Source organism: Megasphaera massiliensis (genome assembly GCF_036305205.1).
GTDB classification, from domain to species: Bacteria; Bacillota; Negativicutes; order Veillonellales; family Megasphaeraceae; genus Megasphaera; species Megasphaera massiliensis.
This window is the reverse complement of sequence record NZ_JAXIXE010000014.1, coordinates 90,758-115,291: the sequence shown is the minus strand read 5'-3', so window position 1 is coordinate 115,291 and position 24,534 is coordinate 90,758. Positions and strand designations below refer to the sequence as shown.

Here is a 24,534-nt window from a genome sequence, read left to right as displayed (position 1 = left end):
AAACGTATAACTATACACGTATCGATGATAAAATGGCATTAACACTATGCTTGACTTTTATAGCTCCAACGACTATACTAAAAGCATAGAAACGTTAAACGTTATACGAGTCCGGATTAAATTTATGTTCATTTTAAGAAAAGGAAGTGTACTTTATGATTAAGCAAATCGTAAAAACTTTGGATGGTAACGAAGCTGCGGCACACGTGGCCTATAACTTTACCGAAGTCGCAACTATTTACCCGATCACTCCGTCGTCTCCGATGGCTGAACACGTTGACGTATGGGCAGCCAACGGCCGTAAGAACTTATTCGGCCAGACCGTTAAGTTGGTTGAAATGCAGTCCGAAGCCGGTGCTATCGGTGCCGCTCACGGCGCTTCCGAAACGGGCAGCCTCTGTACCTCCTTTACGGCATCTCAGGGCCTCATGCTGATGATCCCGGTCATGCACCGTCTGGCCGGTGAATTGAAACCGATCGTCCTGCACATCGCAGCTCGTACGGTAGGGACTCACACCATGTCTATCTTCGGTGACCATTCTGACGTTATGGGCTGTCGCAACACCGGTTGGGCCATGCTCTGCAGTGCCAGTGTTCAGGAATGTGCTGACCTCGCAGCTGTCGCTCACTTGGCAACGATCAAAGGCCGCGTACCGTTCATGCACTTCTTTGACGGTTTCCGGACGTCTCACGAAATTCAAAAGATTCAGATGCTGCCGGCCGAAGAATTGGGCAAATTGATCGACCGCAAAGCACTTTATGATTTCAAACACACGGGCCTCAACCCGGAACATCCGGTCATGCGCAGTACCGTTACCAACCCGGATATGTTCTTCCAGTCCCGCGAAGCTAACAACCTCTGGTACCAGCGTCTGCCTTACATTGTTCAGGACTACATGGATCAGATCGGAGAACTGACGGGCCGTCCGTACCATCTCTTCGATTACTACGGGGCTCCCGATGCTGAACACGTCGTCGTCGCTATGGGTTCCGTTACCGGCGCAATCCAGGAAACGATCGATAAACTCAGCAAAGACGGCAAGAAAGTCGGCTTCCTCCAAGTACGTCTCTATCGTCCGTTCTCCCTCGAACACTTCATGAAAGCTATGCCGGATACGGTTCGCACGATTACCGTTATGGACCGCACGAAAGAACCGGGCGCCTTGGGCGAACCGCTTTACGAAGATGTTTGCGCTGCTGTATCTCACATTAAACAGGACGTTACTGTTTTAGCCTGTCGCTATGGCTTGTCGTCGAAAGACGTTCCGCCGGCAGCCATCAACGCCGTATTCAACAACATGGAAGCCCTCCAGCCGAAGAACCACTTCACCTTGGGCATCATCGATGACGTAACCCATCTCTCCATGCCGGATATCCCTATTGCCGTCGATACGGAAGGGACGATCAGCTGCAAGTTCTGGGGCTTCGGTTCTGACGGTACTGTCGGTGCCAACAAGAACTCCATCAAGATCATCGGCGATAATACCGATATGTACGTCCAGGCTTACTTCGAATACGATACCAAGAAATCCGGCGGCGTTACCAAGTCGCACCTGCGCTTTGGCACCAACCCGATCCGGGCTACGTACTACGTAAAAGCGGCGGACTTCCTGGCATGTCATAAACAGGCTTACATGGACACCTATGACATCGTCAGCGAAATCAAAGAAGGCGGCATCTTCCTGCTCAACTGCAACTGGGATAAAGCGGACGTCGCCAACCACCTGAGCAACAAGGTTAAACGCCAACTGGCTGCAAACCACGTAAAATTCTACATCATCAATGCGACTAAGATTGCCGAAGAAATCGGCCTCGGCAGCAACCGTACCAATACGGTCCTCCAGGCAGCCTTCTTCAAACTGGCTAACATCATGCCCATCGATGATGCCGTTAAACATATGAAAGACGCTATCGCTAAGACCTACCTTGCGAAAGGCGAACAGGTCATCTCCATGAACCAGGCAGCTGTCGACCGTGGCATCTCTGACCTCGTCGAAGTCGAAGTCCCGGCAGAATGGAAAGACCTCCCGTCCGATCCGGTCGTCGAAGATACGCGCAATATTCCTGACTTCATTAAGAACGTCGTCGAACCGTCGAACCTTCAGATTGGCGATTCGATTCCGGTCAGCGAATTCGTTCCTTACGCTGACGGTTCCTATCCGCTGGGCACGACGCAGTACGAAAAACGCGGTGTCGCTTCCAAGGTTCCTGAATGGGATGTCGACAAGTGCGTTCAGTGTAACCGCTGCGCCCTGGTCTGCCCGCATGCTGTCATCCGTCCGTACCTCTTGACGGCTGAAGAAAAAGCCAACAGCCCGGAAAGCTTCAAGACCAAAAAAGCCATCGGCAAAGGCCTCGAAGATTATGAATTCCGCATTCAGGTTTCGCCTCTCGACTGCTATAGCTGCAGCGCCTGTGCAAACGCTTGTCCGGCTAAGGCTCTGACCATGAAACCCCTCGATACCCAGCGTCATGAAAGTGAAAACTTTGACTATGCCCTTACCTTGTCGGTAAAAGAAACGGGTCTCGATAAATTCTCCGTTAAAGGCAGCCAGTTCAACCAGCCGCTCCTCGAGTTCAATGGTGCCTGCGCCGGCTGTACCGAAACGTCTTACATGAAGCTTTTAACGCAGCTCTTCGGATCGCGCATGATCGTTGCCAATGCAACGGGTTGTACCCAGGCTTGGGGCTCTGCTATGCCGAGCATTCCGTATACGACGAACCACGAAGGTTTCGGTCCGGCTTGGTCGAACTCGGTCTTTGAAGATAATGCTGAATTTGCCCTCGGTATGTCCCTTTCCATGGATCAGCAGCGCGAAGCAATCATCCTGAAATCGGAAGAACTCCTGCCGCTGACGGAAGGCGCTCTCCACGATGCTATCCAAGCTTGGCTCGATTCTATCGGTGTCGCCAACGAAGGTGAAGTTACGGAAGGCATCAGCCGGACGTACCTCAAAGAATTGATGGCAGCGAAGCTGACCGGCAAAGCAGCTGACCTTCAGAAAGACATCTTGGCTCATAAAGAACACGTCATCAAGAAGACGATTTGGATGTACGGCGGCGACGGCTGGGCTTATGACATCGGTTACGGCGGTTTGGACCACGTCATGGCTACCAATGCCAACGTCAACATCATGCTCGTCGATACGGAAGTTTACTCCAATACGGGCGGTCAGTCGTCCAAGGCTACACCGATCGGTGCTGTCGCTCAGTTCGCAGCTTCGGGCCGTAAGTTCAACAAGAAAGATTTGGGCCGTCTGCTCATGACCTATGGCCATATCTATATCGCTCAGGTCGCTCTCGGCGCTGATGCCAACCAGCTCATCAAAGCCGTTAAAGAAGCTGAAGCTTACAACGGTCCGTCCATCGTCATCGCTTACGCACCGTGCATCAACCACGGTATCAAAGGCGGCATGGGCAACGCTCAGAATGAAATGAAACGCGCCGTAGAAGCCGGTTACTGGCACCTCTACCGCTACAACCCGCTCCTTAAGGAAGAAGGAAAGAATCCGTTCATCCTCGATTCCAAGGAACCGACCCAGTCCTTCCGCGATTACCTCCTCGGCGAAACGAGATACGCAGCCCTTACGCGTACCTTCCCGGAAATTGCCGAAGAACTCTTTGCCAAGGCCGAAGAATTTGCTGCTAAGAAATACGAAGTATACAAAGAATTGGCCGATAAATAATGTTTGCACGACTATAGATTTGCTCAGTCTATAGATTCACGCTCAAAACCATATACATACCCCAAGGCGAAGGCTGCTCCGGCAGCCTTCGTTTTGTATGGGGCTCCTTTTTCCTTCCAAAGAACGCACAGTTTGTGATACAATGAAACAGAAAGCAGGTGGTTACTATGAAGAGGATATGGCTCATCCGCCATGGCGAGAGCATTGCCAATGCCGGTGAAGCGACGGACGATCACAAAAGTATTCCTCTGTCCGAATTGGGACTGAAACAGGCTCAGGCCCTGGCCCTGCAAATACCGAAACAGCCGGATCTCATCGTGACCTCACCGTATCTTCGGGCACAGCAGACGGCCATGTATACTATCGGCCGATTTCCCGATGCGGCCACGGGGATTTGGGATGTCGTCCATGAATTTGTCTATTTGGCGCCGGCCACTTGTGTCGGGACGACATCGGCCCAGCGGCGGCCCAGAGTCATCGACTATTGGCGTAATCTCGATCCCGATTACGTCGATGGAGAAGGGGCCGAAAGCTATCGAAATCTCATCGAGCGCATTCAGCGGACACTGGCCCTTTTGAAGCGGCGCCCGGAAGAATTTATTGTAGTCTTTACCCATGCCCAGTTCATACGGAATTTTCTCTTAGTCTATGAAAATCCGAACCTTCCCGTCGAGGAGTATATGGCAGCCTTCCGGCGCAGCCGTTCGGTCCGCAACGGGCAGATCATCGAGGTTACCATGAACTGGTAGGTTGGTTTTTCATCATCCCTTGCGAAAGGAGTGTTTTAACATGGAATTACAATACAGTGACCATAAGATTTGGATCGAAAATGAACAGGGAAAGGTCGTCGGTGAAGTCGATTTCGTCCAGCGTGACGACGGCAACTATGACATCGTCCATACTTTCGTCGATGACAGCCTGCGCGGCCAAGGGGCTGCCGGAAAATTGGTCAAAGCCGCTGCCGATGAAATCCGTAAGCGCAATAAAAAGACGGCGACCAGCTGCACCTATGCCCAAGCTTGGTTTAAGCGCCATACAGAGGAACAGGATCTCTTGGGATAGTAAACGACGATAACGAAAAAGGCTCCCTGCCTGGCAGGGAGCCTTCTCTATGTTATGATGGGAGAGTGAGTGATATGCGTCTTATTTGAAAATCTTGACCCGTTCTTCAATGGGAGCCTTTTCGATCGGATCCGGTTTCTGTAAGGGATGGCCAAAGGGCATCTGAGCGATGAGTTTCCATTCTTCCGGCACACCGGTCAATTTTTTGACTTCATCGTCGATGAGGGGATTGTAATGCTGGAGGTTGACACCTAAGCCAAGGTCAGTAAGGGCGGTCCAGATGGCGAACTGCATCATGCCGTTAGCCTGCTGCCCCCAGATGGGGAAGTTCTGTGCATACAGCGGAAATTGGTCGGCCAATTTTTCAACGATGGAGATATCGTCAAAATAGAGGACTGTGCCGTACGCGGCGGCAAAGGAATTGATTTTTTCTTCCGTTGCAGCGAAATTAGCTGCCGGTACGATGCCGCGAAGGGTATCCATGGCGATCTGCCAAATCTTATCGTGGGTTTCACCGAAGGCGACGACGACTTTGCCGGACTGCATGTTGAAAGCCGACGGGACTTCGCGGACCATGTCTTCAATCGTCTTTATAATCGTTTCCTGGGAGATAGAAACGTCTTTACTAAGAGCATAGTTTGTGCGCCGATTGGTAACGGCTGTCGTGAAGTTATTCATAAGGCACCTCCTGAGTTTTATTAATTAATAATGAATCTCTTTTATTTTAAGCTAGTATAGCATCTTGTACGATATAAGTCAAGATTTCTTCAGAATTTATGAAGAGACCTTTCTTTTTTTGATAGGGTGAGCTATACTTTTAGCGGCAGCTTTTTGGAGGCCTGGAAACCGGTCGGAAAAGACGCCCCAAGCCACTTGACAGGCCCTATGTCCCTGTGGTAACATTAATACATTGCGTGAGCAAAATTTATTTTTTTGAATTACTAATATGAGGTGATGTAGAAAATGGCAACGAGGAGAGACCCGCGTTTTAAGGAATGTCGCCGGTTCGGAGTTAATGTGTACGGACACCCTAAGGCATTAAAACGCGTACGTAAAGATCAGCGTCAGAAAAAAATGTCTGAATATGGCACGCAGTTATTGGAAAAACAGAAACTTCGCGCATACTACAATTTGCTCGAACGTCAGTTTGTCCGTTATTATGATAAAGCCAAGAAGATGGAAGGCGTAACGGGCCAGAACATGCTGAAATTGTTGGAATGCCGTTTGGATAACTTAGTATACCGCATCGGTTTTGCTAACTCTATCCGCCAGGCACGCCAGATGGTCAACCACGGCCACATTTTGGTCAATGGCAAACGCTGCGATATTCCGTCGGCACACGTAAAAGTTGGTACGGTTATCACATTGAAAGAAGATTCCCGTTCGAACGAAATGTACAAGAAATCCTTCCAGGAATTAAAAGCATTCGACGTTCCCTACGTTGAAAAGAATTTCGATGGCTTCGAAGGCACCCTTACCCGTATGCCTGAACGCGACGAAATCCCTGTAGAAATCAACGAAACACTGATCGTCGAATTGTACTCCAAATAAGAATTATTTGAGTATGATAAAAAAGCGTTGTCTTTCAAAGACAGCGCTTTTTTGATGTGCAAAATAAGAATTCGGTTTGAAGTCAGTCGGCCTGTTCTAATAGAGCAAGGCCTTTGTCGGCAGCATAGTAGGTGCCGGACTGTTTCCCCGCGGTGATGCATCCCGTGTCGACCAGGTCTTTAACGAGAGCCAAATCCGGTTTTTCCGGGGCCGCCATTTCTTCCGGCGTACCTTCTTCACGTTCGACGGCGGCGATGTAGGCCGCTTTTCGATCGTCATCGGTCGGTTCTTTTTCGATGTAGGTCAGAGACGGCAGGTAGAGAGGATAGTCGTTCTTGGCCTCCAGGAAGAATTTCCCAATTCCGATGGCCTTGCTGAGAAGATTGCCTTCCTCGGTCTTGATGTCCATTTCATCGCAGATGTTTTCGATCTTATTGGAAGAGAAATGGTAGTATTTTTTGGCGGCTTCCATCGTGTCGGCATAGCGGAAGGACGGGGCCTTGATGCCGTAAATGTGAAGGGCATGGGTCAGGCAGCCCAGGACGAAGGGGGCGTTGTGGGCGATGAGGGTCTTGCCTTCGATGAGTTTTTCAAGACCGGCCTGCCAGTATTCGCCGAACTCATCGGCTTTAGACAAGTCTTCCCAGCGATGTCGGCCTCCCGTAGCGGACAAGTTGTTTTCAGGCGGACGGATGTAGAAGTACCGCGTGTCTTTTATCTCGCCCTTATCAAATTCGGCCAGAGCCAGGAGACAGATGGAGTAAGGCTGCTCATTGGCAAGCTCGATGGCGATACTCGTAAAGTGCTGGGGGAAGCGACGGAGTTTTCCCTTTTCGACAAGGGGATACTTGTAGTAGCCCTTTTCCGGTTTGATGTCGTATTGGTGGAGATTGTCGACTTTTACGTGGACCTTGGTCACCAGGTCTTTTTCATACTTTGCCTTGCGCCGCTTTTTTCTAAGGGCCGACGTCAGGGAGTAGAGAACGGCGCCGATGAAGATGATGGTCGCGACGGTGGTTACGATGTGGATGAGGGAATCCATAACTATCAATCCTTTTCAGTGTATTATTCTTGGAAAAAATTCATGTTGTAGCAGGCTCGGAAGGCACGATTGGCTGCATTGCCGTTGGCCGAGAGGCGGTCTGTCGTCTTGACTTCCGGGTTAGCCAGGGCCAGGGTAGACAGGATATTACCGGCAGGGTCGTAGCCGACGTCGCCTAAGGTCTGCGTTTTTACCGATTGGGATTTAAAATTGTAGAAAAAATTGTTATCATATCCTTGTAAGGTATTGTTGGCATAATCGTACGTCACGACCGTCGCCCGGATGATGTAGTACGGCGGATCGTAGCGAACGGACTGGATCGTATTCATGTCGATGTACGATTCCGTCGTATCGTCGTGGCCGACTTGGACGAAGCGGGGATTGTTGTCGAGAAAATTATTCGCCGATGCGAAAAGGGTCAACAAAAAGAAGAAGGAGACGGCAAGACTGGCCGTTTTTTTGAACATAAGGCATACTTCCTTTCTGGCCTTTTTAGAAAGGCCGTATTAGCTATAAATATATTATATAGGAATTGACAGACAATACAAGAATATATATTGTAGAAGTAGGAGTTTAGACAGATCAGGTCGAATACTATAAGTATAGAGGTGATAATAGTGGATGTGATATACATTGGACTGCCCTTTGTCTTTTGGCAGGAAGATGAATCGAAACACGGGCTGGATATTCACGTGACCGAAGGGTTCCAAAAAATAGGGTTTCACGTCTATCCGCTCAACGCCGGCGACAATGCGGAAGAGATTTGTGCGGCTTACAACCTGCATACGTCTTTTGTCGAAGAAGAAGCCGATATTGCGCCGACGGAAGAATTTATTTCGGAACACGTCTTATGGGAAGATTTCCCCTTGCTGTATATTTCGGAAGCGGCGGCGACGTCAGAAGATGAATATACACAGTTCGTCTTCCATACGGCGGAACTGGCTCGGGAAAACGGACTCATCGTGGCGGCAGAAGTTGCCGAATGCGACGAGGATGAAGACGATCCCTATCCTTGGCGGGCTATGGCGACCGTCCTTTGGGCTCACGGGGATATCTTGCCGACGGGCAGTCCGAAGTGTGCCGTCCGACTGGCAATCGGAACGGGAATTACCGTGTCCGACGGCAACGAAGAGCGGCACTATGACAAGCAAGTTGTCAGCGAAATGTTTATTCCTTATTTTCTCCAGGGACTCTTAGAAGGACAAGACCCCTTTTCCATCGCAGCATCGTACGAGTCCTGAGTTAGGAGGGTTTTACTTTGAATCACAAAAAAACAGAAGAACACCCGTTGCGGGCAGCCATTCTTACCATCAGCAACAGCCGTACCTTTTCCGACGATACGAACGGATTGCTCATTCAATCGCTGTTGGCACAGCACGGCCACCAAGTCGTCGACTATCAGATCGTGAAGGACGACCGGGCCGAAATTGAACGCCATCTCCATGAATGGGTATGCAGTGTTGACCTGGTCATTACCAGCGGCGGTACGGGGATTGCCAAACGGGACGTGACCGTTGAGACCGTGGAAGCCCTCTTCGATAAAACGATTCCGGCCTTTGGCGAAATGATGACTTACTTTGCCTATCGGCGGGTCTGCGGCGTTCAGGCTATGGCCTATCGGGCGACGGCCGGCATCATCCACCAGTGTCAGGTCTACTGCCTGCCGGCCCTTCCCAGCCTGATTAAAATCGGCATGGAAAAAATCGTCCTGCCCGAAGTGTTCCATCTGTATTCGGAAATCAAGAAATGATGGGGAAGTCGAAACTGGTATTGGTAACGGGCGGGGCCCGGAGCGGCAAGAGCGACTTTGCAGAGCGCTATGCTGCGGTCCTGCCCGGCCGTCATGCCTATGTGGCGACGGCTTTCGTTTCTGATGATGAAATGGCCCGGCGAATCGCCCTTCATCGGAAGCGCCGGCCGGCATCGTGGGCGACTTGGGAAGTTCCCCGTCACTTGCCCGACGTCGTCGACGACCTTTGTAAGCAGGCCGATGTCGTCCTCGTCGACTGCCTGACGATTTATTTTTCAAATTATCTGTGGGACCATGACGGAGAGAGTGACGATGTTCTCCTGGATGGGGCTCTGACGGAGCTTAGGACCATCTTGAAGGCCTTTCGAAGGGCCGGTGTAACGGCTGTTTTGGTTACCAATGAACTGGGAAGCGGCATCGTGCCCATGGAGCATGTCAGCCGTCTCTATCGGGATATTATGGGCCGCATCAATCAGGAAGCGGCCAGCGAGGCCGATGAAGTCTACGTGTCGGTCTGCGGCATTACGACGGAATGGAAGCATCGGGCCGTGATCCTGCCGGAGGTGAACCCATGAAAGCCTTTCTGATAGCCCTGCAATTTTTATCGCGGATCCACCTGGCGTCGCAGGATGTTTGGACGGACGAAGACTTTGGCCGTTCAGTGATGTTCTTTCCTCTCGTAGGCCTTATCATCGGCCTTTTATTGGCCGCCTTGTACGGCGCTTTGTCGTTTATTTTGGATCCTTTTGGCCGCGCCGTCTTGGTCGTGGCCTTTTGGTTCTACCTGACCGGGGGACTCCATGCCGATGGCTATATGGATACGGCTGACGGTCTTTTTTCCGGCCGCAGCCGGGAACGGATGCTGGACATCATGAAGGACAGCCGCGTCGGTTCTGGCGGCGTCATGGCCTTCGTCTTTTTGGTCCTTTTAAAAGTGACTTTTTTGAGTCAGCTCGAACCGAAAGCCGCTGTCTTCAGCCTCGTGGCCATTCCGGCAGCAGCTCGGTTCGGAACGCTGATCAGTATTTTCCAGTTTCCCTATGCCCGTAAAGAGGGACTGGGAAAGGCCTTCGTGACCTATGGTCCGCCCTATACGACGGCGAAGGCCTTGATGCTGGCTCTCTTGCCCGTATTCCTTTGCGGGCCTTTTTATTTGGCCCTCTTAGGGTCGGCCATGATCTTGTCCCTATGGGTGAACCACGGCATCAGCCGAAAACTCGGCGGCGTCACAGGCGATACGTACGGCGCCGTCATCGAAGGCAGTGAAATGGTTTTGCTTCTTCTCGTCGTTATCGGTAGCAAGGCCGTTCATTTCCTGTTATAATATCTATGTCTCTCGCTTGGGACGGCGCTTATTTTCCGGCGTCCGTCCTTTTTGTAAGGATGGGACGACACGAAGCTTTTTAGATGAATTTTCGATAATGGAGGATATTCATGATTACATTATATTTAGCGCGTCACGGTGAAACGGACGGAAATGTACAGCAGTGGTACCAAGGTTCTACCGATGTACCCATCAATGCCCACGGGCTGGAACAGGCCAAACACCTCGGTGACTTTTTCAGCCATACCCACCTCGATGCCGTATACAGCAGTACCCTCCAGCGGGCCATGGCCACGGCGGAATGCGTAGCGGCGCCGCACGGCTTGTCGGTCATCCCAGATGAATCGTTGAAGGAAGCCGATTTTGGTGAATGGGAAGGCCATACGTATGAAGAGATTACGACCAAGTGGCCGGGCGAGCTGGAAGCGGTCTACGCGTCAGACGGGACCTTGCCGGCTCGGGGCGGCGAATCGTTCTGCCAGGTCCGGGATCGTATTTTAAAGGGAACCCGAGACATCCTGGCCAAGCATAAGGACGGCGACAGCGTGTTCATCGTCTCCCACGGAGCGGCCATCCGCTGCCTCCTCTTCGGCCTTTTAGGCCTCGATATGCGCCGTATCTGGTGCTTCCAACAGTTCAATACGGCCTTCAATGTCGTCGAATATTACGGCGACCGCAACGTCTTGACCCTCCTCAACAGCACCCGTCATTTAGAAGGTACGGCCGGCTATCTGCCCCAGTGGGACAAGATGCCTTCTTTATAGGAGCGCCTATGGGAAAGGCGATGCGTCTCGATAAACTCCTGGGCCATACGGGCTGGGGGACGAGAAAGGAATTAAAAGACTTATGTAAGAGCGGTCAGGTCACGATAAACGGTGCCATCTGCCGCGACAGCAGTCGTAAGGTCGATCCGGAAGCGGACGTCGTCGCCGTCGGCGGAGAGATTGTATCTTATGAAGAATATATTTATCTCATGCTCTATAAGCCTGCCGGCGTCGTGTCGGCTACGGAAGACAACGTGTCGCAGACGGTCTTGGATCTCCTGCCGCGCCGGTATCAGGGAAGCCGCCTGTTTCCCGTCGGCCGGTTGGATAAAGATACGACGGGCCTCTTGTTTTTGACCAATGACGGAACCTGGGCCCATGGCATTACGTCGCCGAAGAAACATCAGCCCAAACGCTATGAAGCCGTCGTCGAAGGCGATATTCCCTCTGATATAGGGGAACGCTTCGCTTCTGGAATCGTCCTTTCTGACGGTCTCGAATGCCTGCCGGCAACTGCGGAAAAGACGGGGGAACACACCATTACCGTCGTCGTTGAAGAGGGAAAATTCCACCAGGTAAAACGCATGTGTGCTGCCGTCGGACTTACGGTGACGGCACTCCATCGCCAATCTATCGGTCCGGTCTTTCTCGACGAAGGGCTGCGCCCCGGTGAGTTTCGTCCGCTCACGGATGACGAACGAGACAGCTTATCGTGATAATGGAGAATATATCCTTTTGATTTTTTTCCTTTTCAGGCAAGATAAAATATGGTATTATAAAATATGATTGAATTAATATAAGGTGATAGTATGATAGAACAACGAATTGCCGATTTGCGTGCCTTCCTCGAAGCACACGATGCCGACGGCGCCATTATCGTTCAGCCCGAAAACCTGCGTTACTTCAGCGGTTTTACCGGCGGCGAAGGGGCCTTGGTCATCGGCCTTGATAAGGCCGTACTGTGGACCGATTCCCGGTATACGGAACAGGCCGCACAGCAGTCGGGCTCGTGGTATGACATCGAAAATCATCAAGGGGCCTTGGCCCGCTCCATACGCCAATCCCTGACGGAGATGGAAATCGGTGTTGCGGCCTACGAAGAAAATTTTCTGACCCATTATTTATATGAAGCCATTGCCGACGGGGCCTTCTGCGGCTTCCTGCCCTGCGATTTGACCCATCTTCGGGCCGTCAAAGAATCGTACGAACTGGAAGCGACACGCAAAGCAAGTCAGATCGCCGACAAGGCCTTTTCGGACCTCCTGCCTTACATCAAGCCGGGTGTTACGGAAAAGGAAATGGCCGCCAGACTTGAAAGCAATATGCTGCTTCTCGGGTCTGAAGAAAAATCTTTTACGACGATCGTCGCCTCGGGCAAGCGCTCGGCCATGCCTCACGGTACAGCCAGCTCCAAGGTCATTGAAAAGGGCGATTTCGTTACCTTTGATTTCGGTGCCGTTTGGGATGGGTATCATTCCGATATTACCCGTACCGTCGTTGTCGGCAAGGCGACAGAGGCTCAAAAGGATTTCTACAATCTCATCTTAGAAGGGCAGCAGATGGGCGTATCGCTGGTAAGAGCGGGGAGCTCCTGCCGAGCCATTGACTATGCCGTTCGCAATTATTTTGCCCGCTATCACGTCAGTCAATATTTTACCCATTCCCTGGGACATGGGACGGGGCTTGAAATCCATGAACAGCCGGTGCTGTCACCTCGCTCGACCGGTGTCTTACAAGAGAATATGATAGTCACGGTCGAACCGGGACTGTACATAGAAGGCAAGTTTGGCGTCCGCATTGAGGATTCCGTTGCCGTAACAGCCGACGGCTGTGAAATTTTAACCAAAACACCCAAAGAATTGATGGAGCTGTTATAGGAGGAGTTTAGACATGATTACAAGTAATGATTTCAGACCAGGCGTAACGATTGAAATCGACGGCCAGGTATGGCAGGTTGTTGAATTTCAGCATGTAAAACCGGGTAAGGGCGCTGCCTTCGTACGCGCTAAGATTAAAAACCTCGAAACCGGTGCCGTTATCGAACGCACATGGAATGCCGGCGAAAAGGTTCAGGACGGCCACGTCGACCGCCGCCAGATGCAGTACCTTTATGAAAATGAAGGCATGTACTGTTTCATGGATAATGAAACGTATGAACAGATTGAATTGAACAAAGATGCCTTGGGTGATGCAGCTAACTTCCTCAAAGAAGAAATGAATGTATCGGTCATGATGTTCAAAGGCAAGGTCATCGGCATCGATTTGCCGGCTTCCGTTGAACTTAAAGTCATCGAAACCGACCCCGGCGTCCGTGGTGATACAGCTACCGGCGGCAGCAAACCGGCCACGCTTGAAACGGGTTATGTCGTCAAAGTACCGCTCTTTATCAATGAAGGCGAAGTTCTCCAAATCGATACGAGAACCGGCCAGTATATCGGCAGAGCTTAAGGTTAACGGATTACCGTGTTAGCCGCTAGCATAGGGTATTCAAGGGGCTTCGCGCGTGCGACAGCCCCTTTTTTTGGATGAAAGAGGTGATGTCCATGGAAACGACAGAAGTCAATGAATGGGGGAGTATTCACATTTCCCAACAAGTCATTGCCGCCATTGCTTCGCTGACGGCGGCCAAGGTTCCGTCAGTCGCTGCTTTAGGAACGAATATTGCCGATGCGGCGGCTGAAAAACTGGGCCGGACACGGCCTAATCACGGTGTCGATGTCTCCATTGACGGACAGGTGATTGAGTTGACCGTCCGGCTGCTCATCCGCTATGGCTGCCGCATCCCTGACGTCGCCTTGGAAGTCCAAAAGACGGTCAAAGACGCCGTTGAAAAGGCGACGGCCTGCCCCGTTGCGGCCGTTCACATCATCGTCCAGCAAGTGGTTTTCGAGGAGGCCGGTCAAGATGGATGACAATCAGGACTTTGCTTATGCCGTCAGTGATAAGGCCCTGCGCAACATTGCCGAAACGGCGGCCAAAGACGTGGACGGCGTCACGGCCGTGACCCGCTGCAGTGTTTCCGTAAAAGACGGCAGTGTCTCCCTTCGCTTGGGCATCCGTGCTGTCTATGGTGTTAACCTGCATGAGTTGGCCCTCGCCATCCAAAAGTGTACCGCCGGGGCTGTGCAGGATATGGCCGACCCGAAGGGCCTTGATATTTCTGTTACTATAGAAGATTTGGTACTGCCGCCGGCAGATTAGTTACCAACAGGAGGTTTTTTGTGAGCAGACATAAAGCGCGCCAAGAGGCGCTCGAACTCTTATATTCCCGTGAATTTCACGAAGAAAACGACATTCAGTACCACGAACATGAAATCATGGAAAGCGATTTCATCACGACGGATATGCTGACTGAAGACGGTCCGGAACTCAGTGAATCGGAACGGCATACGTACAGCCAGTACCTCGTCGAAACGACGACGGCTCATCGTGCTGAATTGGACGACATCATCCGTCCCTTCGTCAAAGGCTGGGAAATTGAACGGATGAACCGCATCGACCGCAATATTTTGCGCTTGGCTCTGTGCGAACTGGTCTACCCGAAAGAAACGTTGGCGCCGTCCATTGTACTCAATGAAGCCATTATCCTGGCCAAGGAATTCAGCGGCGATAAGTCGGCGAAATTCGTCAACGGCATCCTCGGCGCTTACGTAAGGTCGAAAGACTGATGGATACCTATCTCGGTATCGATACCAGCTGCTATACGACGTCCCTGTGCCTGGTCGATGAAACCTATGGCGTCGCTGCTGATGAACGGATCATCCTGACGGTTCCCAAAGGCGGCCGCGGCCTGTCCCAGTCGAACATGGTCTATCAGCATACGCGCAACCTGCCGGTTCTCTTTGAACGGGCGGCAGCAGTACTGAAGACGCGCCGGATTCGGGCTATTGCCGTGACCGACCAGCCACGGCGCCGGGACGACTCGTATATGCCGGCTTTTTTGGCAGGCCTCGGGTATGCCCGGGCTCTCTCGGCCGTCTTACAGGTACCCTTATACCGCTTGAGCCATCAGGAAAATCATTTGCTGGCTGTTCTTCGCAGTTTGGGGAAAATCGAAAAAGAGCCTTTTTACGGTATCCATCTCTCTGGCGGTACGACGGAGCTCGTCCGGGCCGTTGTCGACGATAAAGGCCTTGACATCACCCGCATCGGCGGTACGAGCGACATCAGCGCCGGCCAGTTCATCGACCGCATGGGCGTCGCCATGAATCTGCCATTTCCGGCCGGTGTCCACGTCGATAAGATGGCACAGTCGTTTTCGGGAACCCTCAAAGGAGCCTCGGTCTTTTTTAAAGACGGTGAAGTCAGTTTTTCCGGTCCCGAATCACAGGGTCAGCGGTTTTTAAAGGACGGGGACGCCGATATACCTCGACTCTGCCGCTGGACGCTGGCTACGGTTTGGAGGGGACTTCATCGCCTCCTCGATTACGCCGTCTCTGACGGCATGACCCACCTCGTCGCGGCCGGCGGCGTCATGTCCAATGCCTATCTGCGCCAAGAACTGGGCACATACTGCAAAAAAAAGCACATCCGACTCGACCTTGCCGAGGACGGATTCAGTGCCGACAATGCTTCGGGAGCTGCTTTTTGGGCGGCCCTACAGGAAGGGAAGAAATGATGAAATATGCATCGGTTACGGACGTCGTCCGCCGCATTAAAGAGGATATACAGAAGGATTACCGACTGCAGAGCATTGCCATGGAAGGCAACGTCATCGGTTTGAAGCAGGCATCTAACGGCCATTATTATATGAATATCCGTGATGAAGCCTGTTCTCTACGGGCTATTGTCTTTCGCAGTCGGGTTACGGCTGCCGTAAGGGCCCTGCGCGAAGGGGATCACGTCGTCGTCATCGGCGCCGTCAACGTCTATGAAAAAGGCGGCGCCCTGTCCTTTATCATTGAACAGCTCTTTTCCCAGGGGACGGGATCCCTCCAGGCTCAGTACGAACAGATTAAGAAAGACCTGGAGGCCAAGGGCTATTTCGACAGTTCCCATAAAAAAGAACTGCCTCGCTTTCCCTGGCGCATCGGGGTCCTGACTTCAGCGACCGGTGCTGTTCTCCATGATATCCGCCGCATTGCCGGAGAACGGAATCCCTTTGCCGACATCGTCCTCCGACCCATCCCCGTCCAGGGAGAAGGCGTCGATAAGACCATTGCTGCCGCCATCGATGAGATGGGCAAGCGAAAAGACTTGGACATTCTCATCGTCGGCCGCGGCGGCGGATCGATGGAAGACCTGTGGTGCTTCAACAGCCCGGCTGTCGTAAAGGCCATCTATGGGGCTAAGGTCCCGGTTATTACGGCCATCGGTCATGAAACGGATACGACCTTGGCCGACTATGCCGCCGATGTACGGGCGGCGACACCGACCCATGCGGCAGAACTGGCTTTTTTTGATTTTGAGGAAGCCCAGCTCGACTTAGCCGCCTTGGCGGAACGGGCGTATGACATCATTGTGCGGCGTATCGACAGTGAAAAGCGCCGCGTCGACGCCGCGGCCGGTCGGCTTAACCTGCCGCACTATGAACGCTTTTTGGAAATGAAAAAGGCTCAATTGGCCTTGCTCATGGAAGGTGCCGGCCATCAGTGGCAGCGGCAGCTCGAACAAGGACAGAGTAGAATTCTGGCCTTAAAAGGCCGCCTGGACGGCCTGAATCCGGAAAACCTCGTGCGCCGCGGCTACGGCCAGCTCGTACAGGACGGAAAAATCATTACCGCCATCGACAGCGTAGCCGCCGACAAACCCCTTGAAATACAGCTCGTCGACGGTACGATTGTGACAGACGTGAAAGAGGTGAAGCGATATGGCAAGAACGACGGATAAACTGAAAAATTTTGAAAGCAATTACGAGAAACTGGAACAGCTCGTCCGCGACCTCGAAGCGCCGGATTTGACGCTTAAACAGTCCCTCGATTTATATGAAAAGGCCGTTAAATTGTCCAAGGACTGCGAAGACGCCTTGGATTATGCCCGCCAGAAAGCAGCGGCCATGGTCGATAAAGGCGACGAAACGGCTGATGTGGCAGAAGGAGTGCTGGACTTATGATGTTTAAAGACTATTTGAACGATAAAAAGAATCATATCGAAACAGTCCTTAAACAGCTTCTTCAGACGAAGCAGCCCCAGTTTGGGACCTTGTATGAATCGATGAATTACAGCCTCATGGCCGGCGGCAAACGGATCCGCCCGGTTCTCATGTTGGCGACGATCGAAGCCTTGGGGCATGATGCGGCGCCTTATACGGAAATGGCCTGTGCCCTGGAATGTATCCATACCTATTCTTTGATTCACGACGATTTGCCCTGCATGGATAACGATGATCTGCGCCGGGGCAAACCGACGAATCACGTTATGTACGGGCCGGGCATTGCCACTCTCGCCGGTGACGGCCTCTTGACCTTTGCCTTTGAACTCCTGGCTCGTCAGAAGGACATGGATCCGGATAAACTGAACCGCTGTATTGCCGTCATTGCCGAGGCAGCCGGTCCTTCCGGCATGGTCGGCGGTCAGGCCTTTGACCTGGCGTCAGACGGCAAGATGGAAATCGGTCGGGAAGGGATGGAACTCCTCCATCGTTCTAAGACGGGAGTCATCTTCAAAGCGGCCATCGATATGGCGGCCATCGTTTCTGAGGCCGAACCGGCCGTCCGAAAGGCCCTCGATGAATACGCGACCTATATGGGACTGACCTTCCAGATTACCGATGATATCCTCGATGTCGTCGGCGACGAAGCCCTTTTGGGAAAACCTGTCGGCAGCGACCTTAAAAACGACAAGGCGACGTATGTCACCATATTTTCCCTCGAAGAAGCGCGGAAAATGGCGCGCGATGCGGCTGATAAAGCCGTTATGGCCCTTGAACCCTTAGGGGACAAGGCCTGGTTCCTGAAGGAACTCGTCGAACACCTGCTGACCCGGGTCCATTAATGATAGGAGAGGTAAGATCGTATGCAGCATAAAGAAAGACTGGACGTACTCCTCGTCAACCGCGGCTTGTCTGAAAGTCGGGAAAAAGCCAAGGCTACCATCATGGCCGGCCTGGTTTTCGTTGACAATCAGCGCGTCGATAAGGCCGGTACCAAACTGGCCGACGACGTAGAAATCACCGTCAAAGGCAATCCCATTCCCTACGTCGGCCGCGGCGGCCTGAAATTAGAAAAAGCGATGGAAATATTTCCCATCGACCTTACGGGAAAGACGATGATGGATATCGGCGCCTCGACAGGCGGCTTTACAGACTGTGCCCTTCAGCGCGGCGCCGTGAAAGTCTTTGCCGTCGACGTCGGCTACGGTCAGTTGGCTTGGAAACTCAGGACCGATGAGTGCGTTGTCAATATGGAACGGACCAATATCCGCAACGTCACCGTTTCCGATATCGGCGAGCCCGTGGACTTCATTTCCATCGACGTCTCCTTTATTTCCCTCCTCAAAATCATGCCGGCCGTCGTGCCCCTTCTGGCACCGGGCGGCGTCATGGTATCCCTTATAAAACCTCAGTTTGAAGCCGGGCGGGAACACGTCGGCAAGGGTGGTATCGTCCGCGATATCACCGTCCATCGTGACGTCATCCGCCGCGTCGTCGACGGCATCGCCGAAAACGGGCTGTCGCCGCTGGGGCTCACGTTTTCCCCGATAAAGGGGGCCGACGGCAATATCGAATATCTGTTGTACAGCCGTAAAGATGAACCTTGTCACAACGATATCACCGATGACGTCGTCGAAGATATTGTCGGTAAATCTCATGAAATGTAGGTGATTTCTCATGCGTATCGGTATTTTTCCGAACCTTGTTAAACGCGAAAGCGCAGCGATCGTCAAAGAACTCATCCGGATTTGTGAAGCCCGGGGTCTTGAATACTACTTGCCGGCTTACGTCAGTGAGAGCTGTCAGCCGGCCTATCAGGAAATTGCAGCCGACCATTTCCGGCCGCGAATGACGATTTACGACACCATCGATATCGCCATGGTTCTCGGCGGCGACGGGACGATTCTTAAGATGGCCAATAAATTTGCTTCGGCAGACGTCCCCATTTGCGGCATCAACCTCGGTTCCTTGGGGTTCCTCTATGAAGTCGAAACGCGGAACCTCGAACAGCGTCTGGACGATATCCTGGCCGGAAAATATTTCCTCGAAGAACGGATGATGCTCCATGCCGATCTGTGCTACGAAGACGGTATGATTCAGTCTCTTCCCGATGCCTTAAATGATATCGTCATCGGCCACGGAAATGTCGGCAAATTGATCCGCGTCGACCTCAGCATCAACGGTCATTTTATTCAGCAGTATCCCGGTGACGGCCTCATCGTATCGACGGCGACGGGCAGCACGGGTTATACGTTTTCGAGCGGCGGCCCCATTGCAGCGCCGAGTGTGCCCTGCATCATGGTAACGCCAATCTGTCCGCATCTGCTCCTGAAAGTACCCCTGGTCCTGCGCGACGACGATCAGATTTCAGTCACGTCGGCCCACAGCCGCAACAGCGTCCGCGTCTCCGTTGACGGCGTGATGGATCAGGAATTGATGGGCAATATGACCCTTGAAATCCGAAAAGCCGATCACGTACTGAAACTGATTCGTTTTAACCAAAATTATTTTTATAGTAATTTATTTACTAAGATGATGGGAAATGATTGATATGTATCCATTCCGCAATGCCGTTACGGTATCGCACATGCTCCTCGATCCCTATGTCCACCGGGCCGGAGTGATTGTCGATATGACCTGTGGGAACGGATATGATACGGCTTTTTTGGCAAAACTCATGCCGGCCGATGCCGTCCTCTATGCCTTTGATATACAGCCCTGTGCCGTTGAACGGACGAAACAGCGGCTTCTGGAAGAAAAGCTGACCGACCGCGATGTCCGCTGCCAGTGTGGCTCTCATGACGAACTCTTGGAAACGGTCCCTGACGGCATCGATGTCATGGTATTCAATTTGGGCTATTTGCCGTCCGGAGACCATCATATCCATACGGATTATGAAATAACACTAAGGGCTCTAAAAATAGGCTTGAATAAAATTGCGATAAATGGGATAATTATAATAGCAGCTTATCCCGGTACTGAGGCCGGCGCTCAGGAAGAAAGAGCGCTGCAATCATTTTTGAAGGACGTACCCCAAGGGGCCTTTCACGTCTCGTCGTGGAAACCCATCAATGAGGTCCACTGTCCGCCCTTATTATATGTCGTACAGAAGAGAGGGAAAGGTCATTATGAAAAGATTTCGCTACACAAAGATTAAAGAGATTGTCCAGTCCAGACCGATTGAAACACAGGAGGAATTAGCCAAGGCACTGCAGGAAGAAGGCATTGAAGTCACCCAGGCGACGGTGTCCCGTGATATCAAAGAACTGATGCTGATCAAGGTCCCGACCAGTGACGGCCATTATCGCTATGCTTTGTCGCCGGAACAGAACATGCTCATGTCCAAGAACCGCATGGCCCGTCTCTTCCAGGACTCCATCGTCCGCGTCGATTCGGCTTACAATCAGATCATCGTCCATACCCTGCCGGGATCGGCCAACCATATTGCCGCTGCTATGGACCATGCCCGCTGGGAAAACGTCATCGGTACCTTAGCCGGCGACGACACGGTCCTGCTCATTGTGAAAGACACAGAAACAGTTCCTAAATTGATTAAATTGATCGTATCGTTGATGAAGGAATGAGGTTCTTATGCTGCAGTCCCTGCACATTCATAACTTTGCGCTGATTGAAGACCTGCATTTGGACTTAGAGGACGGAGTGACGATTTTTACCGGCGAAACAGGGGCCGGCAAATCGATTCTCCTCGACGCCATCGGTATGTTGGCCGGAAAACGGGCGTCGGCCTCCTTCGTCCGCCACGGCACCGAGGGCTTTCTCGTCGAAGGCTCGTTCTTTTTTGCCGATATGCCTGCCAAATTGGCAGCCCTTTTGGCAGATAATCACATCGAAGTTGACGAGGGACAGCTCATCATTTCCCGGCAGTTCCAGCGCAGCGGAAGGGGGACCATTCTGGTTAACGGCACCTTGGTGCCGACGGCGGTCCTGCGCCGCGTAGGCGATTATCTTCTCGATATTCACGGCCAGTTCGACAACAGCCTCATCTTTAATCCTGCCTATCACGTCGCCATTTTAGACGGCCTCAATGACGACGTCCGTAAGGCCAGAGAAACGTATGACGAGCTCTATGTCACGTGGCATAAAACGGAAAGGGCCATCAAGGCCCTGCGCCGCGATGAAGGCGAAAAGGCTCGGATGCTCAGTATCCTGGCCTTTCAAATCAAAGAAATCGAAGGGGCGGAGTTAAAGGAAGGCGAAGACGATGAGCTTGAAGGAAAGATCAATAAGGCGTCCCATGCGGAACACCTGAAGGATAATCTGCGGGATGCCATCTTTGCGTTAGAAGGCGGCGAGCGTCAGACCGGGGCTATCGAACAGTTAGAGACGATTCACCGCAGCCTCGAGAAGGCCTCGACCTACGACGATACCTTCAGTGCCTTGTCAGGAAAGGTAGAAACCTTGTCCTATGAAATCGAAGATATCCACGATGCTCTTCTTCGCTATGCCGATTCCTTCGACTTCGACGAGCACGCTTTGGACGCCATGCAGTCTCGCATGGCAGCCATTGAAAAATTAAAGCGCAAATACGGCGTCACCGTGGCTGACATTTTGCAGTTTTTGGCCAAAGCCAAGGAAGACTATGAACGCCTTGACCAGTCGGAAAGCCACTTGGCAAAACTCGAGGCGCAGCTGGCGAAAGAAGCGGAGGCTGTACGGCATCAGGCAGGGGTTTTACTGGATTTGCGCCATAAAGCCGATGCCCGGTTCAGCAAGGTTATGACTGAGACCTTAAACAAGCTAGGTATGCCCAATAGCCGCATTGCCTTCCACATAGAGCCTATGAAGGAAATTTCACCGGACGGTGCTTCCGGCATTGAACTTTATTTTTCGGCCAATACGGGGGAAGCTATGCAGCCCTTGGCAAAAATTGCCTCCGGCGGTGAAGTCTCGCGTATTGCCTTGGCCTTGAAGACGACCGGGTCCGGCCAGGATGCCGATAAGACCATGATTTTCGATGAAATTGACGTCGGCATCAGCGGTCAGACGGGCCTTCAGGTCGCCGACCATATCCGGAAACTCGCCGGCCGAGGACAGATTTTCTGTATCACCCACTTGCCGCAGACGGCGGCCATTGCCGACCACCATTTCTTCATCTATAAGAAGGAAGCCGACGGTCGGACGGTCACCCAGGTACGCAGCCTTTCTGACGGTGAACACGTCCTTGAAATCGCCCGCATGTTTGCCGGCAACGATACGACAAAAGCCAGTATTGAAGCGGCCAGACAGATCGTACAACAGGTGAAGGGATCGTAAGGCAGCCTTCGAAGTGACAGATACAGGTTGACGAATGTCCGCGATAGGTATATAGTTAAAGATAATTTTAAAATAAAAATACGCTATCAAATCATAAAACTACAGGGGGAATCAATATGCTTCGTGTATTAGTAAATGGGGCAGACGGCCGCATGGGAAGCCAGGTCGTCAAAGCCGTCTTTGAAGATCCGGAACTGACCGTCGCCGGCGGTGTCAGTATCGACCACGTCGGGGAAGACGTCGGCGAAGTCGCAGGTATCGGTCATTTAGGCCTTGCCATCGAAGGCGATTTTGCCAAGGCCCTTGACGATATTAAGCCGGACGTCGTCGTCGATTTTACGACGCCTGCCGTCATTTTTAAAAATGCTAAAACCTGCATAGCTCACGGCATCAACATGGTCGTCGGTACGACGGGACTTACTGCCGAACAGCGTCATGAGCTCCATGCCCTGGCTTTGGAAAAGAAGACCAGTATCTTCATTGCACCGAACTTTTCCATCGGCGCCGTTTTGATGATGAAGTTGTCGACGGAAGTCGCGCCCTATCTGCCGGACGTTGAAATCATCGAGCTCCACCACAACAATAAACTCGACGCTCCGTCGGGGACGGCCATCATGACGGCTGATAAAATCGATGAAGCGCGGAAAGCTGCCGGTGTTAAGGCAGCTCCGGACAAGACCCATGAAAGCCTGGACGGGGCCCGCGGTGCTTCTGTTGCCGGCATTCCCATTCACAGTGTCCGTCTGCCGGGATACGTAGCCCACCAGCAGGTCCTCTTCGGGGGATACGGCGAATTACTGACGATTCGTCACGATTCGATCGACCGTAAATCTTTCATGCCCGGCGTCATCTTAGCCGTTAAGAAAGTAAGCTCCCGTCCGGGACTCGTCTTCGGGCTGGAAAACTATTTATAAATAAAGAACCATGAGGAAAGGAAGTTTGTTATGACGAAAGAACCGGTAGTAGCGATTTTAGGTGCCACAGGTGCCGTAGGCCAAGAATTTATCCGCCTGATTGAAGAACGAAAATTCCCGTACAGCCAATTGAAGTTGTTGGCATCCCACCGTTCGGCCGGCAAGAAATTGACGGTCAATGGCAAGGAATATACCGTTGAAGAAGCCAAGCCGGAATCCTTCGATGGGGTAGATATCGGACTCTTTGCCGGCGGCTCGGTCAGTAAAGAACTGGGACCGGAAGCGGCGAAACGCGGCTGCGTCGTCATTGACAACTCCAGCACTTTCCGCATGGATCCCGACGTCCCCTTGGTCGTTCCCGAAGTCAATCCGGACGATATCGCCCTTCATAAGGGCATCATTGCCAATCCGAACTGTTCGACGATTATCATGCTCATGGCTTTGAAACCGATTCATGATCTGTCGCCCATCAAACGGATCATCGTCAGCACCTATCAGGCTGTGTCCGGTGCCGGGAAAGAAGGGCTCGACGAACTGCGCGAAGAAACGGAAGCTTTCTTAGCCGGTCGGGAGATGGAACCGAAAATCTTGCCCAGCAAGAGCCTGCCGAAGCACTATCCCATTGCCTTTAATCTCATTCCGCAAATTGATAAGTTTGTAGAAGACGATTATACCAAGGAAGAAATGAAGATGGTCAACGAAACGCACAAAATGCTTCATGACGACTCTATTGCCATTACGGCGACGACAGTCCGCGTGCCTGTTTTCCGCAGCCATGCCGAATCGATTTACGTAGAAACGGCTGATGAATTGACCGTCGATGCCGTTCGTAAAGCCATCGATGCCTTCCCAGGCGCTCAGGTTCAGGACGATCCGGCAGCGATGGAATATCCTATGCCTTTATTTACGTCGGAAAAATACGACTGCTACGTCGGCCGTATTCGCAAAGATTTATACAATCCGAAGGCGGTCAACCTCTGGGTTTCCGGCGACCAGATCCGCAAGGGTGCAGCCCTCAACGCCCTGCAGATTGCCGAATATATGCTGGATCACGATATGATTCACTGAGATCACGA

At 52.1% G+C, this 24,534-nt stretch carries 29 protein-coding genes; 26 read left to right on the top strand and 3 right to left on the bottom strand.

Going from position 1 to position 24,534, the window contains the following annotated elements; all coding sequences use genetic code 11:
* The first annotated feature begins 155 nt into the window (after positions 1-155).
* The 3 genes from nifJ to UCI88_RS02610 all read left to right on the top strand — a co-directional run bounded on the left by nifJ (position 156) and on the right by UCI88_RS02610 (position 4,748).
* Positions 156-3,686, top strand: a complete 3,531-nt coding sequence (gene nifJ / locus UCI88_RS02620; RefSeq protein WP_256179763.1) for a pyruvate:ferredoxin (flavodoxin) oxidoreductase — start codon at positions 156-158, stop codon at positions 3,684-3,686.
* A gap of 167 nt (positions 3,687-3,853) precedes the next feature.
* A complete protein-coding gene (locus tag UCI88_RS02615) occupies positions 3,854-4,435 on the top strand; it encodes a histidine phosphatase family protein (RefSeq protein ID WP_044504448.1) in 582 nt (193 codons plus the stop codon).
* Between the two features lies 1 nt (position 4,436).
* Positions 4,437-4,748 (top strand): GNAT family N-acetyltransferase, encoded by a 312-nt coding sequence (locus UCI88_RS02610; RefSeq protein WP_255304061.1) that lies wholly within the window; start codon positions 4,437-4,439, stop codon positions 4,746-4,748.
* Positions 4,749-4,829: 81 nt separating this feature from the next.
* Here the strand turns inward: UCI88_RS02610 and UCI88_RS02605 are convergent, their stop codons facing one another.
* Positions 4,830-5,426 (bottom strand): nitroreductase family protein, encoded by a 597-nt coding sequence (locus UCI88_RS02605; RefSeq protein ID WP_044504445.1) that lies wholly within the window; start codon positions 5,424-5,426, stop codon positions 4,830-4,832.
* Between the two features lie 285 nt (positions 5,427-5,711).
* On the opposite strand from UCI88_RS02605, the gene rpsD reads away from it, so the two are divergent.
* Positions 5,712-6,299 carry a 30S ribosomal protein S4 gene (rpsD, locus tag UCI88_RS02600; RefSeq protein WP_044504444.1) on the top strand — a complete coding sequence of 196 codons (588 nt, stop codon included), beginning with the start codon at positions 5,712-5,714 and terminating at the stop codon, positions 6,297-6,299.
* A gap of 82 nt (positions 6,300-6,381) precedes the next feature.
* On the opposite strand, the gene UCI88_RS02595 is transcribed toward rpsD, so the two are convergent.
* Both UCI88_RS02595 and UCI88_RS02590 read right to left on the bottom strand, forming a co-directional pair.
* A complete protein-coding gene (locus UCI88_RS02595; RefSeq protein ID WP_256179764.1) occupies positions 6,382-7,341 on the bottom strand; it encodes an exonuclease domain-containing protein in 960 nt (319 codons plus the stop codon).
* 23 nt (positions 7,342-7,364) lie between these two features.
* Entirely contained in the window at positions 7,365-7,808 is a 444-nt protein-coding gene (locus UCI88_RS02590; protein ID WP_044504441.1) for a hypothetical protein, read from the bottom strand.
* A 156-nt stretch (positions 7,809-7,964) separates the two neighbouring features.
* Between UCI88_RS02590 and UCI88_RS02585 the strand changes: the two genes are divergently transcribed.
* From UCI88_RS02585 to UCI88_RS02480, 22 genes are all read left to right on the top strand, one after another.
* Complete coding sequence (locus tag UCI88_RS02585; protein WP_230198096.1) at positions 7,965-8,582, top strand: hypothetical protein; 618 nt, start codon at positions 7,965-7,967, stop codon at positions 8,580-8,582.
* 17 nt (positions 8,583-8,599) lie between these two features.
* Positions 8,600-9,091, top strand: a complete 492-nt coding sequence (locus UCI88_RS02580) for a MogA/MoaB family molybdenum cofactor biosynthesis protein (RefSeq protein WP_044504439.1) — start codon at positions 8,600-8,602, stop codon at positions 9,089-9,091.
* Positions 9,088-9,666 (top strand): bifunctional adenosylcobinamide kinase/adenosylcobinamide-phosphate guanylyltransferase, encoded by a 579-nt coding sequence (gene cobU, locus UCI88_RS02575; protein ID WP_256179765.1) that lies wholly within the window; start codon positions 9,088-9,090, stop codon positions 9,664-9,666. The genes UCI88_RS02580 and cobU overlap by 4 nt, the downstream gene beginning before the upstream one ends.
* The gene (gene cobS, locus UCI88_RS02570) at positions 9,663-10,415 is read left to right on the top strand and encodes an adenosylcobinamide-GDP ribazoletransferase (protein WP_256179766.1); all 753 of its coding nucleotides are present in this window, start codon (positions 9,663-9,665) and stop codon (positions 10,413-10,415) included. Before cobU ends, cobS begins: the two co-directional genes overlap by 4 nt.
* A 110-nt stretch (positions 10,416-10,525) precedes the next feature.
* Positions 10,526-11,179, top strand: a complete 654-nt coding sequence (locus UCI88_RS02565) for a histidine phosphatase family protein (protein WP_044504436.1) — start codon at positions 10,526-10,528, stop codon at positions 11,177-11,179.
* An 8-nt stretch (positions 11,180-11,187) separates the two neighbouring features.
* Complete coding sequence (locus tag UCI88_RS02560; RefSeq protein WP_044504435.1) at positions 11,188-11,895, top strand: pseudouridine synthase; 708 nt, start codon at positions 11,188-11,190, stop codon at positions 11,893-11,895.
* Between the two features lie 93 nt (positions 11,896-11,988).
* Positions 11,989-13,056 (top strand): M24 family metallopeptidase, encoded by a 1,068-nt coding sequence (locus UCI88_RS02555; RefSeq protein ID WP_044504434.1) that lies wholly within the window; start codon positions 11,989-11,991, stop codon positions 13,054-13,056.
* Between the two features lie 13 nt (positions 13,057-13,069).
* The gene (gene efp / locus UCI88_RS02550; RefSeq protein WP_044504433.1) at positions 13,070-13,627 is read left to right on the top strand and encodes an elongation factor P; all 558 of its coding nucleotides are present in this window, start codon (positions 13,070-13,072) and stop codon (positions 13,625-13,627) included.
* A gap of 95 nt (positions 13,628-13,722) precedes the next feature.
* Entirely contained in the window at positions 13,723-14,091 is a 369-nt protein-coding gene (locus UCI88_RS02545; RefSeq protein ID WP_256179767.1) for an Asp23/Gls24 family envelope stress response protein, read from the top strand.
* Complete coding sequence (locus tag UCI88_RS02540; protein WP_044504431.1) at positions 14,084-14,380, top strand: Asp23/Gls24 family envelope stress response protein; 297 nt, start codon at positions 14,084-14,086, stop codon at positions 14,378-14,380. The genes UCI88_RS02545 and UCI88_RS02540 overlap by 8 nt, the downstream gene beginning before the upstream one ends.
* A 20-nt stretch (positions 14,381-14,400) precedes the next feature.
* The gene (nusB, locus tag UCI88_RS02535) at positions 14,401-14,847 is read left to right on the top strand and encodes a transcription antitermination factor NusB (protein ID WP_044504430.1); all 447 of its coding nucleotides are present in this window, start codon (positions 14,401-14,403) and stop codon (positions 14,845-14,847) included.
* Entirely contained in the window at positions 14,847-15,797 is a 951-nt protein-coding gene (locus UCI88_RS02530) for a tRNA (adenosine(37)-N6)-threonylcarbamoyltransferase complex transferase subunit TsaD (RefSeq protein ID WP_330023971.1), read from the top strand. Before nusB ends, UCI88_RS02530 begins: the two co-directional genes overlap by 1 nt.
* The gene (xseA, locus tag UCI88_RS02525; protein WP_230198094.1) at positions 15,794-17,008 is read left to right on the top strand and encodes an exodeoxyribonuclease VII large subunit; all 1,215 of its coding nucleotides are present in this window, start codon (positions 15,794-15,796) and stop codon (positions 17,006-17,008) included. The genes UCI88_RS02530 and xseA overlap by 4 nt, the downstream gene beginning before the upstream one ends.
* Positions 16,989-17,231 carry an exodeoxyribonuclease VII small subunit gene (gene xseB / locus UCI88_RS02520; protein ID WP_044504427.1) on the top strand — a complete coding sequence of 81 codons (243 nt, stop codon included), beginning with the start codon at positions 16,989-16,991 and terminating at the stop codon, positions 17,229-17,231. The genes xseA and xseB overlap by 20 nt, the downstream gene beginning before the upstream one ends.
* Positions 17,228-18,112, top strand: a complete 885-nt coding sequence (locus tag UCI88_RS02515; RefSeq protein ID WP_044504426.1) for a polyprenyl synthetase family protein — start codon at positions 17,228-17,230, stop codon at positions 18,110-18,112. Before xseB ends, UCI88_RS02515 begins: the two co-directional genes overlap by 4 nt.
* Positions 18,113-18,133: 21 nt before the next feature.
* A complete protein-coding gene (locus tag UCI88_RS02510) occupies positions 18,134-18,937 on the top strand; it encodes a TlyA family RNA methyltransferase (RefSeq protein WP_330023969.1) in 804 nt (267 codons plus the stop codon).
* A 10-nt stretch (positions 18,938-18,947) separates the two neighbouring features.
* Positions 18,948-19,820: an NAD(+)/NADH kinase gene (locus tag UCI88_RS02505; RefSeq protein WP_044504424.1), complete on the top strand. Its 873-nt coding sequence runs from the start codon at positions 18,948-18,950 to the stop codon at positions 19,818-19,820.
* On the top strand, positions 19,813-20,427 hold the full coding sequence (gene mnmM, locus UCI88_RS02500; protein WP_256179769.1) for a tRNA 5-(aminomethyl)-2-thiouridylate-methyltransferase MnmM: 615 nt from the start codon (positions 19,813-19,815) through the stop codon (positions 20,425-20,427). Before UCI88_RS02505 ends, mnmM begins: the two co-directional genes overlap by 8 nt.
* Positions 20,399-20,854 (top strand): arginine repressor, encoded by a 456-nt coding sequence (argR, locus tag UCI88_RS02495; RefSeq protein WP_044504422.1) that lies wholly within the window; start codon positions 20,399-20,401, stop codon positions 20,852-20,854. Before mnmM ends, argR begins: the two co-directional genes overlap by 29 nt.
* A 7-nt stretch (positions 20,855-20,861) precedes the next feature.
* Positions 20,862-22,544: a DNA repair protein RecN gene (gene recN / locus UCI88_RS02490; protein ID WP_256179770.1), complete on the top strand. Its 1,683-nt coding sequence runs from the start codon at positions 20,862-20,864 to the stop codon at positions 22,542-22,544.
* 116 nt (positions 22,545-22,660) lie between these two features.
* Positions 22,661-23,458 (top strand): 4-hydroxy-tetrahydrodipicolinate reductase, encoded by a 798-nt coding sequence (dapB, locus tag UCI88_RS02485; protein ID WP_044504420.1) that lies wholly within the window; start codon positions 22,661-22,663, stop codon positions 23,456-23,458.
* A gap of 30 nt (positions 23,459-23,488) precedes the next feature.
* Entirely contained in the window at positions 23,489-24,526 is a 1,038-nt protein-coding gene (locus UCI88_RS02480) for an aspartate-semialdehyde dehydrogenase (RefSeq protein ID WP_044504419.1), read from the top strand.
* Positions 24,527-24,534 lie beyond the last annotated feature (8 nt).